Annotated in this window: 12 protein-coding genes; 8 read left to right on the forward strand and 4 right to left on the reverse strand. The window is 42.4% G+C overall.

Annotated features, from left to right (window positions below):
- The first annotated feature begins 99 nt into the window (after positions 1-99).
- The 8 genes from hepA (at position 100) to DP116_RS03775 (ending at position 10,647) form a co-directional block, all read left to right on the forward strand.
- Positions 100-1,950: a heterocyst formation ABC transporter subunit HepA gene (gene hepA, locus DP116_RS03740; RefSeq protein ID WP_169153892.1), complete on the forward strand. Its 1,851-nt coding sequence runs from the start codon at positions 100-102 to the stop codon at positions 1,948-1,950.
- Between the two features lie 391 nt (positions 1,951-2,341).
- Entirely contained in the window at positions 2,342-3,517 is a 1,176-nt protein-coding gene (locus DP116_RS03745; protein WP_169153893.1) for a glycosyltransferase family 4 protein, read from the forward strand.
- 93 nt (positions 3,518-3,610) lie between these two features.
- Positions 3,611-4,792 (forward strand): glycosyltransferase family 2 protein, encoded by a 1,182-nt coding sequence (locus DP116_RS03750; RefSeq protein ID WP_246275465.1) that lies wholly within the window; start codon positions 3,611-3,613, stop codon positions 4,790-4,792.
- A gap of 20 nt (positions 4,793-4,812) precedes the next feature.
- Positions 4,813-6,006: a glycosyltransferase gene (locus DP116_RS03755; RefSeq protein WP_169153894.1), complete on the forward strand. Its 1,194-nt coding sequence runs from the start codon at positions 4,813-4,815 to the stop codon at positions 6,004-6,006.
- A complete protein-coding gene (locus tag DP116_RS03760; RefSeq protein WP_169153895.1) occupies positions 5,933-6,856 on the forward strand; it encodes a glycosyltransferase family 2 protein in 924 nt (307 codons plus the stop codon). Before DP116_RS03755 ends, DP116_RS03760 begins: the two co-directional genes overlap by 74 nt.
- Before the next feature lie 312 nt (positions 6,857-7,168).
- Positions 7,169-8,665, forward strand: coding sequence for an O-antigen ligase family protein (locus DP116_RS03765; protein ID WP_246275466.1), 1,497 nt, complete (start codon positions 7,169-7,171; stop codon positions 8,663-8,665).
- A 217-nt stretch (positions 8,666-8,882) separates the two neighbouring features.
- The gene (locus DP116_RS03770) at positions 8,883-10,004 is read left to right on the forward strand and encodes a glycosyltransferase (protein WP_169153896.1); all 1,122 of its coding nucleotides are present in this window, start codon (positions 8,883-8,885) and stop codon (positions 10,002-10,004) included.
- 133 nt (positions 10,005-10,137) lie between these two features.
- Entirely contained in the window at positions 10,138-10,647 is a 510-nt protein-coding gene (locus DP116_RS03775; protein ID WP_211173061.1) for a hypothetical protein, read from the forward strand.
- Here DP116_RS03775 and DP116_RS03780 read toward each other — a convergent pair.
- The 4 genes from DP116_RS03780 to DP116_RS03795 all read right to left on the reverse strand — a co-directional run bounded on the left by DP116_RS03780 (position 10,601) and on the right by DP116_RS03795 (position 16,480).
- A complete protein-coding gene (locus tag DP116_RS03780; protein WP_169153898.1) occupies positions 10,601-11,548 on the reverse strand; it encodes a glucosamine inositolphosphorylceramide transferase family protein in 948 nt (315 codons plus the stop codon). The two genes, DP116_RS03775 and DP116_RS03780, sit on opposite strands and share 47 nt — an antisense overlap.
- Positions 11,549-11,580: 32 nt before the next feature.
- Entirely contained in the window at positions 11,581-12,552 is a 972-nt protein-coding gene (locus DP116_RS03785; RefSeq protein WP_246275468.1) for an NAD-dependent epimerase/dehydratase family protein, read from the reverse strand.
- 80 nt (positions 12,553-12,632) lie between these two features.
- On the reverse strand, positions 12,633-13,742 hold the full coding sequence (locus DP116_RS03790) for a glycosyltransferase family 4 protein (RefSeq protein WP_169153899.1): 1,110 nt from the start codon (positions 13,740-13,742) through the stop codon (positions 12,633-12,635).
- Between the two features lie 554 nt (positions 13,743-14,296).
- Positions 14,297-16,480 (reverse strand): NHL repeat-containing protein, encoded by a 2,184-nt coding sequence (locus DP116_RS03795; RefSeq protein ID WP_169153900.1) that lies wholly within the window; start codon positions 16,478-16,480, stop codon positions 14,297-14,299.
- Positions 16,481-17,299 lie beyond the last annotated feature (819 nt).

Here is a 17,299-nt window from a genome sequence, read left to right on the forward strand (position 1 = left end):
AAAATTGCCGCACGTCAGTCAACGCGTTGCGGCTTTTTGTAAGACCATAATATTTAGAGCGCTCTATCTTCCCTGCAAAACTACGGTTGAATCTCACTCATGCATGTCAAACTATCCAAACCAGTCCAAAATTTACTTAAGAATTCAGTCAAGACTACTAAGTTCTGGCAGGACAACTACCTTATATTGCGAGAATTTAAACACTTTCGCCGAATCACAGTTTTTGCTTTGGTGTTTTCATTTGTGGCGGCAGTTTTTGAGGGCGTTAATGTCGGTCTTTTGTCTGCCTTTCTGCAAACCTTAACCACTCCCGATATCCCGTTTAAGACTCAAATTGATTGGTTCAATACTTCTGTATTGGGAGTGAACGCATCTGCTCCTGAGCGGCTATATCGCGTCTCGGCATTGATTTTATTTAGCACTTGGATACGTTCGGGGTTAAATTATTTAGCACAACTTTACACCGAAATAACTCAACTTAATTTAGTTGATAGACTCCGTAAACAAATTTTTGAGAAACTACAGTCTGTAAAAATTAGTTATTTTAGCAAGACTAAGTCTGGCGAACTGATAAATACTATAACAACGGAAATAGAAAGGCTTAAACAAGCTTTCGGATCGGCAGCTTTCTTGTTTGCAAGAACACTCACTGCTGTCACGTACTTAGTATCAATGTTCGTGTTAACTTGGCAGTTATCTATCATTTCATTGATGCTGTTCAGTTTGTTAGCAGTAGCCTTATCTACATTGAATGGTCGCGTGCGGGAGGCAAGTTTTGAAGTAACGAAAGCCAGCAATAGGTTTACTTCAATAGCCGTAGAATTCATCAATGGGATTCGTACAGTTCAGGCGTTTTCCACTGAAAATTTTGAACGTCAACGTTATTATAATGCCAGCTTGAATCTTTTCACGGCTTCAAAGAACATTGCCTTGGTATGGATGGTTGTCAAGCCACTTGCAGAGGCGTTAGCGACCACAGTACTCGTGGCAATAATTGTTCTGGCAGTTACAGGTGTTTTAACTAACGGAGCACCACAAGTAGGTTCTCTATTAACGTTTTTCTTCGTTCTCTTTCGCCTCGTGCCAATTATTCAAGATATTAATGGTGTAGCGGCGCATATCAGTACGATGTATGGCTCGTCGGAAGTCGTTAAAAAACTTTTGGCAATTGATGAGGAACAGTATTTCCGCAATGGACATATCGAATTTCCTGGTTTAAAACGTTCAATCGAGTTCGTGTCTGTTGATTTTGGCTACGACTCCGAAAGTTTGGTGCTTAGTAACATTAGGCTTATGATTGAACGAGGCAGAATGACAGCATTGGTGGGCGCTTCCGGAGCTGGTAAAACAACATTGGCGGATTTGATTCCGCGATTTTACGATCCAACCCGGGGTCATGTTTTTATTGATGGGGTTGATTTGCGGGATATTGACATTACCTCACTGCGCCGAAAAATTGCTGTGGTCAGCCAAGATACTTTTATTTTCAACACTTCTGTCCGTAACAATATTGGCTACGGCTCAGAAGGAGCAACAGATGAGGAAATTTACAAAGCAGCTCGACTGGCAAATGCTATGGAATTTGTCCAAGAAATGCCTGAAGGTTTCAACACTCAGCTTGGAGACAGAGGCGTAAGACTTTCTGGTGGTCAGCGTCAGCGAATTGCAATTGCTCGTGCTTTGCTGCGGAATCCGGAAATTCTGATTTTGGATGAAGCAACAAGTGCTCTTGATACTGTGTCGGAGAAGTTGATTCAAGAGTCTATAGAAAAGCTTTCTGTAGGACGAACGGTGATTGTGATTGCTCACCGCTTATCGACAATAGTTAAAGCAGACAAAGTCGTCGTACTCGAACAGGGACAGATTGTAGAACAGGGCGGATATCAGGAGTTGCTTGAGCTAAAAGGTAAGCTTTGGAAATATCACCAGATGCAGCATCAACTAAATTAAGGATCAATAGCAATATCTAATAAAGCCTAAACGTAAACGAAACTATGAAAAATATGGCTTGAGAAAATTACCTTAGATAGTGAGTCCTATGAAAGTTACTCTCACATGTAATACTTGATGAGGTATTGGTTGAAGGTGACGTCAATTGATTTCTAGTACCACCTACAGATGAAACAGCTATTCCTGAAAAATTAGGTTTTTTAGCTGCTAACGAATCGATGCACCAAGCAAGAAATGGGTAAAGCAGCTAGAAAGACTCCAGGAAACGAATAGCCAGGATTTTTCTAGCAACTAGAACAAATATGGATAAGTCAAAAATTAGCAAAAAATTAAAAATATTTTGTGAGTAAAAAATAGAATTGTGGGAACTTGAAACTAAAATGGAGGAGCAATGCCCAACCTAATCACAGCTACACAGGAGAGAGCAGAAAAATTGAACCAACCCGAGTATGATGAGAATTTGATATATCACTGCTCTAGTTTCAGAGTTAATGGCAATGGAGGAGCTGAAACTTATTTAACTTCTCTCATTCAATCTCGGCAATCTGGTGTGAGTGACTTCGTTATTAAATCTCTCAAAGAACTTGACCAGAGTCGGTTCAAATTGCTGCACATCCACAGTCCAGATTTATTAGAGCAAGTAAAAGGAGAATGTCCCACTGTCTTCACTGTTCACAATCACTCATTGTACTGTGCTAGTGGCACAAAATATTTAGCAGCACAGGACGTCATTTGCGATCGCAATTTCTCTTATTTAGGATGCCTCTGGGGCAAAATAATAGATGGCTGTGGAAGCCGCAAACCCGCAAGAGTGATTCAAGAATTAAAAAGTACTCATCATCTCAACCATTTTATCAGAAATCTGAAAGTTACTTTTTTGGCTAACAGTGACTATGTTCGGGAACAGTTGATTAAAAATGGCTTGCCACCTCAACAAACTGTAACACTACGCTGTGGTATTACCGTACCGCAAATAGCGACTGCACCTCTAAGTTTAGAAACATACAAAATAGGGCGAATATTATTTGTAGGGCGAATAGTACCTGATAAAGGACTAGAATGGCTGCTCAAAACCTTAGTACACACAGATTCGCAAATTCATCTTGATATCGCGGGTGAAGGTTGGGAACGACCACGGTTGGAAAAATTAGCTCAAAAACTCGGGTTAAACAACCGTATCACTTGGCATGGTTGGTGTGATAGTAACAAATTAAATCAACTTTACGAACAGTGTTTTGCTGTTATCTTCCCCAGTGTTTGGCCCGAACCAGCTGGTCTTGTCACTCTCGAAGCTTATGCTCATTACCGACCTGTCATTGCCAGCGCAGTCGGAGGTATTCCAGAATATTTACGAGATGGAGAAACAGGTATTCTTGTACCAGCTAATAATATTAAGATGCTGGCACAAGCGATAACTCATTTGTCTTCTGATTATCAAAAATGCCGACAGATGGGCGAACAAGGTCATGCTTTGCTCATGCAAGAATTCACAATGGATGTCCACGTCAAACATTTACAAAAAATTTATGAAAACACAATATCAGAATTTGCCAGTCAAAAAATTTAGTTAGATAATATATGAAAGCTAAATAGGCTTCCTTAATGCCAAACCAAGATAGAGAGTAGTAATTTTATAGTAACATGGAAGGATTTTTATAAAATGTCACACGTTACTAGCTCCCAAGAGCCTCTAGTCAGCGTTATTATCCCAACTTATAATAGACCAGACTATCTCAAGCAAGCAATTACTAGTGCTGTTAAACAAACTTATCGAAATATTGAAATTATTGTTTCAGATAATTGCACTCCAGAAAGTTCCCAAGAGGTAGTTAAATCTTTTGGTGATTCACGCATCAGACCAAAAAGCCCCCAAGAGGTAGCTGAATCTTTTGGTGATTCACGCATCAGACCAAAAAGTCCCCAAAAGGAAAGCCTCCAAAAGGAAAGTCCCCAAAAGGAAAGTCCTCAAAAGGTAGTTGAATCTTTTGGTGATTCACGCATCCGATTTTTCAGACAGGCAAAAAATGTCGGGATGTTTGCCAATCAGATGAATGCCTTCAAGATGGCGCAAGGCAAATACGTTGCCAGTCTCCATGATGACGATATGTGGAATGAGGACTTTCTGGAAAAACTGGTTCCAGCCTTAGAAGAAAACCCAGATATCATTCTCGCTTTCTGCGACCAATATATTATAGATAAAGATGGCAACATTGATAATGTTGGTACTGAAGGAAATTCCAAAGCATACAAACGAACTAGCTTAAAAAAAGGAGTTCATCAACCTTTTATTGAAATTGCAGTCATAGATAAGTCTGTACCAATAGCCGCAGCTTGTGTGATTCGCAAAGAATTTGTTGACTGGGATAAGATTCCACAGGAAGTAGGCGGTATGTGGGATTTATATTTATCATATCTATGTTCCCGTTCCGGTCATGGAGCTTACTACTATCCAGAAAAATTGACACGGTATCGCGCCCATGAACAAACAGACACAAATCGCAGTGGTAGTCTAGATGCTCAGGCAAAAATTCGCAAAGGAACAGCAGAAATCTTTTGCTACGAGCAATTTATGGGAGATGAAATTCTCAAGAAATACAACCTGTATTTTAAGCAAAAATGGTTAGAAGCTCATACAACTTTAGCTATAGGTTTGCTACGCTCTGAAAAGACAACCCAAGCACGTCCTTATCTTTGGCGGGCGCTTTCTGAAGAAAAGTTTAATTTAAGAACTATAGCAGCATTGACTTTGAGTTTCATTCCACGACCAATAGCAAATCAATTTAAAAGGCTCAACGCAACTAAAAATAGAATTTTTAAGTCAGAAATGTTAAGTCAGAAATGAACTGAAAAGGAAGGTGATGCGTGAAACTCTGTATTGTGACTCACATGGTAAAAAAGGGTGATGGACAAGGACGAGTGAATTATGAGGTTGCAAAAGAAGCCATTCGTCAGGGTCATCACTTGACTTTATTGGCAAGTGAAATAGCACCAGAATTGCAACAAAGTAGCCAAGTCAACTGGATTTCTATTCCCGTCAACGGGTTTCCAACCGAATTTTTTCGTAATTTCATATTTTCTCAAAAAAGTGCAGATTGGTTGCGGAAACATCGCTCCCAAGTCGATTTGGTGAAAGTGAACGGAGCAATTACATCAGCAGCATCTGATGTGAATGCTGTACATTTTGTCCACAGTTCTTGGCTGCGATCGCCCGTACATATTTCCCGTCTCCGCAAAGATTTGTATGGTTTGTACCAAAAGCTGTACACAGCATTCAATGCGCGTTGGGAAAAACAGGCTTTCCAAAAAGCAAAGATTGTGGTGTCGGTATCCGAAAAAGTTGCCCAAGAATTGGAAAGTATTGGTGTACCCCGTTCTCGAATTCGAGTGATTGTCAATGGAGTTGATTTAGAAGAGTTTTCTCCTGGTACGGTATCTCGTCAAACACTCGGTTTGCCGGAAAATGTGACTTTGGCGCTGTTTGCAGGGGACATTCGCACACCCAGGAAAAACTTAGATACTGTACTGCGTGCCTTGGTGAAAGTACCAAATTTACATCTTGCAGTTGTGGGAAGTCCTGAAGGTAGCCCCTTCCCACAAATGGCAGAATCCCTAGGGTTGAATGAACGAGTACATTTTCTGGGATATCGGCGTGATATACCCCAGATTATGCGTGCTGTAGATTTATTCGTGTTTCCCTCTCGTTACGAAGCATGTACCCTAGTCTTATTAGAAGCCCTTGCTTGTGGACTTCCCGTCATTACCGCAACGGCAACAGGAGGTGCAGAATTAGTCACACCAGAATGCGGGGTTGTCTTATCTGACTCCGACGACGTTGAGGCTTTGGCAGAGGTACTGTTGTCTTTGGTGAATGATCGCAACAAAATGCAACAGATGGGTCAAGCTGCACGCACTGTCGCAGAACAGCATAGCTGGGCTACTATGGCAAAAACTTATGTGGATTTGTTTGAGGAGTTAAGCAAGAATGAGGAACACCGTTCTCATACCGACTTATCGCCGTCCTCAAGACCTATTACGCTGCCTTCAGGCGCTACTTGAGCAAACTAAACCACCTTTTCAGGTGATAGTGGTTGTACGGGATATAGATACTGATACTTGGCAGTTTTTGGAAGAATTCCAAGAAACTACACTGCCACTGGATACCGTAAAAGTTACAGTTGGGGGAGTAGTTGCAGCTCTTAATGCTGGACTGGAAGCGGTTAAAGGAGATACGGTTTCAATTACTGATGATGATGCAGCACCTCGCCCTGATTGGTTAGAACGCATCAGTGCTCATTTCACCTCAGACAGTCGCATCGGTGGAGTCGGCGGACGCGATTGGATACATCAAGGTGACAAGCTGTTAGATGACTCGTGCGAGGTGGTCGGTCAACTACAGTGGTTTGGGCGAGTCATTGGTAATCATCACTTGGGAATGGGAGAACCCCGCGAAGTCGATGTCCTCAAGGGTGTTAACATGAGTTTTCGTACCAGCGCGATCGCCGGATTGCGCTTTGATGAGCGGATGCGAGGTACGGGAGCACAGGTACACTTTGAAATGGCATTTACCCTAGCTTTAAAGCGGGCAGGTTGGAAGATGATTTACGATCCCGCTGTAGCCGTTGACCACTATCCAGCACAACGTTTTGATGAAGACCAGCGCAATAGTTTTAATGAAATAGCTTGGATAAATCTAGTTCATAATGAAACGCTTGTGTTACTTGAGCATCTGCCACCTATAAGGCGTGTATTTTTTTTACTTTGGGCTATATTAGTTGGCACACGGGATAGTTTGGGGTTCGTACAATGGCTTAGGCTTTTGCCCCGCGAAGGCAAGCTTGCGGGGCAAAAGTGGCTAGCTTCCATCCGTGGGCGTTGGCAGGGATGGCAGGCACATGTTAATCCTTGAAAGGGATTGATACAGTAGTTTGCTAAAAAGCTAATTGTGACGAGTGGGCAGGGTTTGACAATTCAAAATTCAAAATTCAAAATTCAAAAAAATTGTTCTGAATTGATAATTTTGATTTTTAAATTTTCTACAGGGTGTAGTGTTTCCCTACACCCTACACTCTCTAGAAACACCCTACCACGCTCCTCGGGGAAAACCCCCGCTCTGGTTACACTCACCCCACTTGCGGGACTCGGGGGAAATCCCCAAGGGCGCAGTGGCTCCCCTAGACCCTAGTCCTTACCCGTTAGTAAACTAAAAAATTGAATTAGCATGAGTTCCAGACAGATTCTTTATAATCCTATTGTCAAAGAAAAGTACTCACCAGATGAGCGATCGCTCCTAGGTTGGATAGTCATCTTCGCCTTTGTATTGCTGAATCTAGCTTGCTATTTTGCAAGTGCTAGTATGGTGCGCCTCATCTTCCCCGTGACATCTTTTATAGTAGCTATATTTTTATACTTAAGACATCCGGTTCTATACTTGGGCTTTACCTGGTGGATATGGTTTCTATCAGCGTTTCTTACGCGCTTAGTTGACCTTCGTGCTGGTTGGGATATAACGCGTCAGATGCTGATCGCACCATACTTAGTTACATTTGTAACTTTTGGAACGACCTTCAGATACCTTCCCAGCGCCTCTAGGCAAGGAGGCTTACCTTTTGTTTTGGCTCTTGTAGGGGTGTTTTATGGCTTGCTTGTGGGACTGGTATACAACGGACCTGTCCCCGTAGCACGCAGTCTTCTGGACTGGCTATCCCCTGTCCTTTTTGGTTTCCATTTATTTATGTGCTGGCGGGATTATCCTGCCTATCGTGACAACCTTCAGCGCACATTCTTGTGGTGTGCATTAATTACAGGAGCTTACGGCGTATTTCAATTCGTGGTAGCACCTGAATGGGATAGATTTTGGCTCATAGAATCAAAAATGAATACCAGTTCTGGAGAACCGGTACCCTTTGGAATGCGCGTATGGAGCACAATGCACTCAGTCGGTCCATTTGGAGCTGTGATGCAAGCTGCTTTGCTGTTATTGTTCACAGCCCGCCAAGGACCTTTAAATTTTCCCGCCTCAGCAGTGGGATATTTGTCATTCCTACTCACCCAGGCACGTACTAACTGGGGCGGCTGGTTACTTGGGGTGGTTATGATTTTTGGTTCGGTCAAAGCACAGATTCAAATGCGCTTGATTACGATCATATTGGCAATGGCATTGTGTGTCGTGCCATTAGCAACCATAGAACCAATTTCCAGTGTTGTTGCCGGTCGATTGGAAAGTTTTTCCAATCTTGAACAAGATGGCAGCTTCAAAGATAGATCTGGAAGCTATGACAGAAACCTGAGTGTTGCCCTGTCTAATGTTTTCGGCAATGGGTTTGGAAACACCTGGAAAGTCGATGAAAAAACTGGTCAAATAGTAGTATTTGTCATAGACAGCGGCATTTTAGATATATTCTTCACGCTGGGCTGGGTTGGAGGTCTTCCTTACTTGGGTGGACTCATTCTCATGATTTTCACTGTATGCAAATATAATGAGGCTCGCTTCGATAGTTTTGTCAGTGCTGCCCGCGCCATTGGTATATCTTCCTGTTCTCAGCTCATTATCGGTAGCGGAATGCTGAGTATAGCAGGCATGGTTCTTTGGGGATTTTTTGGTATGACTATGGCAGCACATAAGTACTATCAGCATCAAGAAATGAGTGCAGCGCAATATGAGATTCCACCTCAATATCAGCGTCCTGATCTGAGCGCCCCTTCAGGAAAGGCATGAGGTATACTGCGGGGTGCATTATGAGTGGGATGAAAGGTCGCAGTAACTTTTTTCATGGACTTTTTTTGGGTGTGGCTAGCGAGAGCGATGCCTAAAAACTCGAATTTGACGTTGGTAAACAATGCACACCCGAAGGTGATTGCAAGGAGTGCAAGATATCAGTTGAGCTAACCTTTTTGCAAATACATTCGTATACAAACAAATAAGGAGGTAACACGTGAAAGTTGTTGTAATTATGCCGCTAGCTGAACTACGAGGCGGCGGTGAAATGATGCTTTGGGATTTGATGCAGCAGGGACGTAACGCAGGTGTCGAGTGGTTGGTAATATTTTTGGAACATGGTCCAATGGTAGAACAGGTAAGAGCGCTCGGTATTGACACGCGAGTTGTTGAAAGCGGTCGCCTGCGCGAAGTTCACCGTTTCATCGCTGCTGTTTTTAGGATAGCTTCCATCGCCCGACGCGAACGTGCAGATATGATTGTCAACTGGATGTGGATCACCCATATCTGTGGAGGACTCGCAGCAATGCTTGCGGGTTTGCCTTCTGTGTGGTACCAACTGGAAGTGCCTTATGACCAGCCTTGGTTAGTGCGGCTTGCTACTCTCGTGCCAGCCCGTGCTATTGTGACGCTCTCGAAAGATGGCAAGGAGGCACAGGCGCGGATTTGGCCCCATAGACCAACACCCTTGGTCTATCCTGGAGTATCACTAGACCGCTTCAATGGCTCTACTGTGCCTTCTCCTGCTGAAGCTCGGCGCAAGCTAGGTTTGCCATTGCATGGACCAATAATAGGAATTGTGGGACGATTGCAGCGCTGGAAGGGAATCCACGTTCTTGTAGAAGCAATGCCCAAAGTTTTACAAAAGTATCCTGATGCCCATTGTTTGGTAGTCGGGGGCAAGCATAATTTAGAACCGGATTATGAAGATTTTGTAAAAGAGAAAATAACAGCTTTGGAACTCCAAGATAAAGTCATCTTAGCTGGACTACAGAGTAACGTCCCAGAGTGGATGCAAGCGATGGATGTCTTTGTTCATGCCTCGGATAACGAACCGTTTGGGATTGTGATTATCGAGGCGATGGCATTAGGCAAGCCCGTAATTGCTGGCAATGGTGGGGGACCAACGGAGATCATCACCGACGGCAAAAACGGACAGCTCACGCCTTATGGCGATGCAAACGCACTGGCAGATGCAATTCTGCGCTACCTCAACGATCAAGAATTTGCCCACAATGCTGCAATCGCCGCACAGCAACGCGCCCTTGATTTCTCCACAGAGCGTTACGTTCAAAACTTTATCAACACACTTCGCTCAGCAGTGCCAAGTGTTTCGTAGGTTCATAAGCGAATGTGCGTTTATATTGTAATTTTTTCCTCAAGGCAGTCAAAAGTCAATAAGAACTATTGACTTTTGACCTTTGTTGCGTTTTAGTGAAAAGTTTACCAAACCCAAGAATAAACATTTTGTTGTGTTGGGTTGCGCTACGCTTAAACGCCAGACTTGCCGTGAGAGCGGAAAGCCCTATGCCTGCGGCACGGCTGCGCCTATCGGATATGCCTACGGCACGCCTGACGGCTTTAGCCCAGAGGGCGTGCGCTTTGCGCATACGCCAGATGCCTGGCTGTCGGGAAAACGCCAGGTGCTCTACTTGGGGAGACCCCAAGACCGCACTGGCTCCCCTCCCGCACTTCTGTTGTCGTCACCGTCATTCGCGCTGGCTCAACGGACAGGTGCCTCAAGTCGGGAAACCCTTTCGGCAGTCGCTCATGGGGGGAACCCCCAAGACCGCGCTGCCTCACCCCGGCACTGTCCTCCCCAACCTACTTTATCCTTTACTGAACCGTATTGCTTTATGAGTCCCCGTCCTTCAGAACGGGGTTTTTATCCCACGGATGGAATCCGGGGGGATTTTTTGCGTTGGTGCGTTCTTCTTACCCTCTACCATCAACGCAAGCAATCCATTGCCCTTCATGGATAAAGTGAGGGTCAATATGGTGCATACCAGCACCGTTCCAACCAACACCAGTAGGTTTCAGCACTAAGTTTTGCTCGATTTCTCGTTCTTGATAACTTGTCGTTGTCAACTCAGTAATTTCAAATGCTCTGAGCTGTGTGCCATAGTCGGGCTGACAGTCTTGAGTGTAGCGAATAATCTTATCATTTATCACGACAACTCTACCGCCTGGTCTGGCAATGTGTGCATTACCAGTAATAATTGGACTTTTTGGGTGTTCTATCCAAGAACCAAGCAACTCATCAGCATAATAGAGGCGGAGAGTGTCAAATTTATGCTGGGGATTTGTTTCCGTAAATAGCCACCATTTATCAGCGTGACGGAAAATAGAAGCGTCTAAAAACGACGCACCACTACTGAGATTACCAACAAAACTCCATTCTGTAGGAAACTTACTTGCTTTGTATAATCGGATCGAGTTTGCCTGATGGGTTTCCGGAATCATGTAGTACTCATTCATCCACTCAAAAACGTAGGGATAAGATAAGTGAAATGGTTCAGCAAGTACAATTTGTTCGTACTTCCAATTCTTTGTATCCTTGCTGGTTGCTAACCCAATTTCTCCTCTACGTGTCTGTTGATTTAACACCTCAAAAAACATGAACCAGGTGCTATCAGCTTTAATCATAAAAGGGTCTGCAACAAACCCAGCCCTGACATCTGATACATTCCGGCGTGTCAAGACAGGATTTTTTATCTCTTTAGGAGCCTGGAAATCAACAGGGGATTTGCCAGTATAGATTCCAATAGACCATCTTTCCTTTTTTGTCAGCGCACCTAATGGCAGTTTGTTCGCGATAGGAACTGGGAAACTATTTACTACATAAAAGTGTAGTTCTTTTATAATCTTTTTGAGGTTCTTCATCAGAAAAAGTTGTACAAGATATATTCACCATTCTATGAATTCTGTTGTTGAGAATATTCTATCAAATTTTTCAAACCAGATTCTATAGACCACTGAGGTACAAAATTTAAAACTGACAACGCTTTAGATATATCAGCGAGTGAGTGTTGAATATCTCCATGACGAGAAGGTGCAAAGCCAGGTTCCAATTCCCATTTTGGAAAATAATTTCTCATAATATTCACAAGCTGAAGAATTGAAGTTGTTTTACTTGTGCCAATATTACAACTTAATGCCAAACCAGGTGTTAGTGGAGTTGTTAACGCTTTGGCAAAAGCAGTTGCTACGTCTTTCACAAAGACAAAATCTCTTGTCTGACTACCATCGCCATAAATATTGATGGGTAAGCCTTTAAGCATTGCATCAACAAATATGGAAATCACTCCAGAGTATTGAGAACCAGGTACTTGTCGAGGTCCATATACATTGAATAAGCGTAAGCCAATAAATGAAAAGTTGTATTGTTTAGCAAAAAGGACAGCGTATTGCTCGCTTACTAATTTTTGCAAACCATAAGGAGATATGGGAGCGGGAGGCTGATCTTCTGAAATTGATAGAGGTGTTTTGTTACCATATACAGCAGCAGAACTAGCAAAGACTAGCTTAGGAATCTTTAAAGCCTGACAAAGTTCAATCACAGCTAGAGTTGCAGATAAATTATTATCATGTGCTTCCAGTGGCTTTAACCAAGATTCGGTAACCGATGGAGTAGCTGCTAAATGAGCAATGCCATCAATCTGTGTGGAAAAATCTTCTGGGTGACAGTCTAATATATTTTTGTGCAGAAATTTTAACCGGGAATGTTCAGGCAGGTTTTGTAAATTACCTGTCGTCAAGTTGTCAATCACAGTGACATAGTGACCCTCTGATAACAACTGTTCAGTAAGGTGAGAACCTATAAAGCCTGCTCCGCCAGTGACAATAAAATGCATAATTTCATCTATGAAAAACAGTGTAATTTTCATTCGTAATTCGTCATTTAAAATTATGACTTAAATGACGAATTACGAGTCATCGATAACAGATTAATCTGTCGTGTAATGTGTTATTTATGAATTAGCTTAGCTTCAGCATATTCATACTTATTGGGCGTGTTATTTGGTCTTAACTCTGTATAGACAGCTAGTGTTTCTTTATGAACGCGAGCAGCACTGAGCCTTTCTAAATTTTGAGATGCTTGAGTCCTCCACCATTGCAGGCGATCGCGATCGCTCAACAACTGCCTTAAATTTTCTGCCAAGGTATGGCTGTCTTTTACTGGTACGAGAATACCTGCTTTCCCACCGTCCAAAGCTTCAGGTATACCATCTACATTAGAACCAATGATCGCGCAACCAGCTTCTCGTGCTTCTGGAATCACAAGCGGTGAAGAATCTTTGTGAGAAACAAGTACGAAGATATCAGTTGCGAGTAAATATCTCTTTGGTTCTGTTTGGAAACCCTCAAAATGAATGCGGGAAGTCAAAGGAGTATTTCGCGCTTGTTCTTCCAATGACTCGCGATCAGGACCATTACCTACCAAGTATAAATGGGCATCGGGAAAATCGGCAGCAATTTCAACAAAAGCATCTATTAATTCCCCGACTCCCTTACGCCGATACATCCCTGATACTGTTGTAATCGCAGGATGGTGTAGGGGTTGCGGTTCGTATTCTTTGATGCTGCGCTGGCGGGGACTGCCTAATGTGCCATTGGATATAACCCGCATTTTTTCTTTTGGTATACCACGCCGTGCCATCGAGTCTCCCACTGCTTGACTGACGACAATCACTCGGTCACCCAAGCCCATCAATGTGGCACTGCGCTGGAATTCGTTGTGTACTGTGGCAATTAAACCATATTCATAACCGAACCTGAGAGTCGCCGCCAGTATAACTCCCGTCATCATATGTACGTGAACAATATCTGGTTTAAACTCATCCACAATGTTCCGATATCGCCATACCGCTTTGATAATATTTAACGGTGTTCTTGACTGGTCTAGATGAAAGTGTCTGATGCCATAAGATTTGAGTAATGTCTCATATTCTCCTCCAGAGGAGGCTACAGCAACATTATGACCATCTTTTGCTTGCATACAAGCAAGGTCTATTGCCACATTAACGATACCGTTACCAATCTCTTGTACGTGGTTTGTAAGATGTAGTATACGCATTTACTATGAGCTCCACAGTGGTCGCTTGTTACAAATAGCTTATCTTCATTCAGTATCAATAGAAGCAACCGCTGATAAACGCGGGATCTTAAAAAACAGGCAGCAGTTTAAAATTCTGCTTTGTCAAAAATTTGACAATATCCCAAAATCTCTTAACAAAGCTACGAGGTAGACATTCAACTTGAGAACAGTAAAGGGCGATAGCCTATCCCTACGGCATAGGCTATCGCGAACACTGAACGCGTGCGTCGCGGCTCTTTTTTCATAAAGGTGCAAAAAAATACTTAAGACACTGCCATTATCTCTTATTTTTTATACTTTCTTATTCAAGATATTTTCATTTTTTGTAAAAACATTATAAATTTACTGCTTAAATGTTATCTAAGTTACAAATCTTGAGCATACCGATTTCGCCAAAAGAATGCGACAGATGCGTGCCAAGAGTTCACGACTAGCCCCAATATTTGAAAAAAAACAGGCAAAGCCTGTCATAATTGCTTCGTTATTCATTCCCAAACACAGTTAGGGAATGAGTGCCAAAAACTATCATACACTTAGCGCGGTAACTGATACATAATCACCTTTCCTTTCAAATCTTCCTCAACAAATACTATGTACTCTCCATTTGATCGGCGAAAAGCACGGATACCGTAAGGTATATCAATCCAGCCACTTTCACCAGCCACTTCTGGACCAGGTTTTAACTTTTGTACTTGCTTTCCTGTCGCTGCTTTGTAAACATATACCTCTGATGTTTTTCCTGTAACGGCAAATACATAATCTCCGGCGACACTCATCGCTGCTGTCATCACTTCGCGCTTTCCAGTTGTGTCATAAGGGATCACGGTTCGCCACCGGGGAGTGCGGTTTCCTTTACTCCAATTGTCATAACGTATAATTTCAGAACCAACGACTCCAGAATCATCTCCAATCGGAGGATGGTCTTTAGTAAAGCCTGATAAATACATGGTGTCTGTGTCAGGGAAATACTCAATCCTTCGCAAATCTGTAATTTGGTTAGGAGTTGTCTCCTTTTTCATAGAACTGCTGGAGTAAATCGGGTTACCCTTTTGATCTAGCCCCTGTACAACAAAATGCAGGATACCAACTTTCGTTCGCAGAGTTTTCCATAAGTCGCCTTTGCTATCTACCCACCATCCTCCAAGGTAAGGATAATCTAGGGTTCTAGTATCATATTCACCCTGATCAAAAGCACCGTTACCGTTGCGATCGCGCCAAATCCAATCCTTTTCTTCCTGAGGTTGATTAGACAGCCAACTTTGAACGGGCTTACCATGATTCATGGATGTAGCAGAAAACATAGCAGATGGTATTGCAATATAACCATCTGTAACTGGATTAAAACGATAAACTTCCATAAAGCTAGCATACATATCTGTGAGAAACATAAAAGGTTTCCCCTGGATGCGCCGGAAGAAAACTGAAGTTGGCGATGTGTGGATCCGTGGATCTTGGGGGTATTTAAAAGGATTTAAGGTGTAAGCCTTGTAACTCCATTGCTTACCTGATGGTTTTTTATAGTCCATCCGGAAGTATTCATGCTTGGTGTATACTTCTGTGCCATCACTTTGAGGATCTGTATCTGCATTATCCACAAAGTGCAAACCCAGTAATCGCCATTGTAACTTTCCTGATGACGAAAATTTTCTTAAGTCGGTTCCTGAATTATTGAAACCATTACTATTTACATAGATATTACCTGCTGCATCTGTACCCACTCCAGTAATACCGTAAAATTTTAAATCTCCAACTTCACCAGGAACACCAGCATAAACGCCCCCCTCGACTCCGAAAGTTCCTGCTCGTGTTGGCTTTGCTGTAATGTTATATATCAAGACTTGCTGACGAGGTCCATTTTCTGCGACCAAAAGTCTGCCTTGATTGTCGAGTGCGATCGCACTTGCATCAACAACATCAGCAATGACCTCAGGCAAACGCTTTCCTTGACTTGAATAATGTAAAATCTGAGCAGGGCTACTGCCATTCTTACTTTGTATAATCCACAGATTTCCCTGCTTATCAACTGTTATCTGTTTTGGATTGGGAACAGAAAAATTCCGGACTTCCGTCATTGTGTCAGTGTTGTAGACACTAATGCGGTTTGCCTCAGCAATACCGACATATAACTCTTTCCCTACAATTGCTAATCCTGTGACTGGGCTTTTTGTACTGACAATCAGCATACTTTTGTCATAGCCCCGCCCTCCTGCAAAACCCGCAGGCTTTCCAGACAAAGTATAGCGTCTGACACAGTACCAAGCTGTTTTTTCCGGTGGGTAATCCTCTGGTATCTTGCCCATTGATCCCTGAACCATAGCAAGGTAAATATATTTATCAGTGACTGTTATGGCTTTCCCGCCTACACGACTCCAACCATGAAGCTCAAAGTCAGGACCAATAACATCACCATCTTTATATATTCCTGCTTCTCTTCCAGCTTCATCCCAAGTGCTGTCGGTGTATACTGTGCCATCAGAACCGACATACATTGCCTCTACATAATTTTGCACCCATTTCTTACCACCATAAGTATTACCTATCCAAGATGTTGTGTAGGCTTTTGTGGCAGGTACGACTCTGGCTGTAAAGTACAATGTAATACTCATTGCAGTCATCAGACAGAGAAAAAACTTGAAAAATTGTCTGAATCGTAAATAACTACTATTTCGTTGGCTACGATATAGTCCACCCAGATGTGAAATGAATTTATTTTTCATAAATTAACAAAATGCTTGATGACTTCTCAAATATCATTTGATATCGTTTGACAATGAGGCTGCGTAGAATAGGAAATCATTTGCATCGTAATTACCCTGACAGCGCTTTTCTGTCATTATCTACATTTAAGAGTGTTCCACGTCTGGTTTTACATAAACTTTATCAGAATCACACTATTTTTTTAATTTCCCACATTTGTTTGGGGCAACACATATTTTCAATTAGACTGGCAATATAGCAATCTTTGAACAGAGAACTCTTAACAGGGAACTCTTAACAGGGAACTCTTAAGAAGCAATAAAGGTGTACTAAGTTTTTTTTAAAAATCAAATATAGGAATCCGATTTGATTTGAGCAACAAATCTAAGTATCTGTAGTCTTATTGCGTAGCATAACGCACTATAGCCTGATGCTCATGGTGAGCCAGAGGCATAACGCACCCTACTACGTACATTTCAAAAATCAAATATGAGTCCTATATCTACACAAAATATGACTGGGAAATACGTATAATATTTAACTTTTGATTTGCTGAAAAAAGTACAGGTTATTGCTCATTTATAATACTAGATATGCACCAAATTTACCGAGCAGCAGTTAACCCCAACCTCATTTAGACTGACTAACGCAACCAGGTTGTGACACAAGCATCAACCCATAATACACTGTGTAACTTTCTATTACACAAAAATCAATTAAAAATTTTGCGTAAAAACTCCCCACCTCATTCGTAGAAGGGTTTGAAGTCATACGGGGACGAAATCATCATGGATAGACAAAAATTTGTCCTTTCCTAGTCTGAGATCTTGCACCATTAT

Source organism: Brasilonema bromeliae SPC951 (assembly GCF_012912135.1).
In the GTDB taxonomy this organism is placed as follows: domain Bacteria; phylum Cyanobacteriota; class Cyanobacteriia; order Cyanobacteriales; family Nostocaceae; genus Brasilonema; species Brasilonema bromeliae.

What these genes read in the sequence shown, in the direction of transcription:
- hepA (WP_169153892.1), top strand. Translation starts at nt 100, where the DNA reads ATGCATGTCAAACTATCCAAACCAGTCCAAAATTTACTTAAGAATTCA.
- DP116_RS03745 (WP_169153893.1), top strand. Translation starts at nt 2,342, where the DNA reads ATGCCCAACCTAATCACAGCTACACAGGAGAGAGCAGAAAAATTGAAC.
- DP116_RS03750 (WP_246275465.1), top strand. Translation starts at nt 3,611, where the DNA reads ATGTCACACGTTACTAGCTCCCAAGAGCCTCTAGTCAGCGTTATTATC.
- DP116_RS03760 (WP_169153895.1), top strand. Translation starts at nt 5,933, where the DNA reads ATGAGGAACACCGTTCTCATACCGACTTATCGCCGTCCTCAAGACCTA.
- DP116_RS03765 (WP_246275466.1), top strand. Translation starts at nt 7,169, where the DNA reads ATGAGTTCCAGACAGATTCTTTATAATCCTATTGTCAAAGAAAAGTAC.
- DP116_RS03780 (WP_169153898.1), bottom strand. Translation starts at nt 11,548, where the DNA reads ATGAAGAACCTCAAAAAGATTATAAAAGAACTACACTTTTATGTAGTA.
- DP116_RS03785 (WP_246275468.1), bottom strand. Translation starts at nt 12,552, where the DNA reads ATGAAAATTACACTGTTTTTCATAGATGAAATTATGCATTTTATTGTC.
- DP116_RS03790 (WP_169153899.1), bottom strand. Translation starts at nt 13,742, where the DNA reads ATGCGTATACTACATCTTACAAACCACGTACAAGAGATTGGTAACGGT.
- DP116_RS03795 (WP_169153900.1), bottom strand. Translation starts at nt 16,480, where the DNA reads ATGAAAAATAAATTCATTTCACATCTGGGTGGACTATATCGTAGCCAA.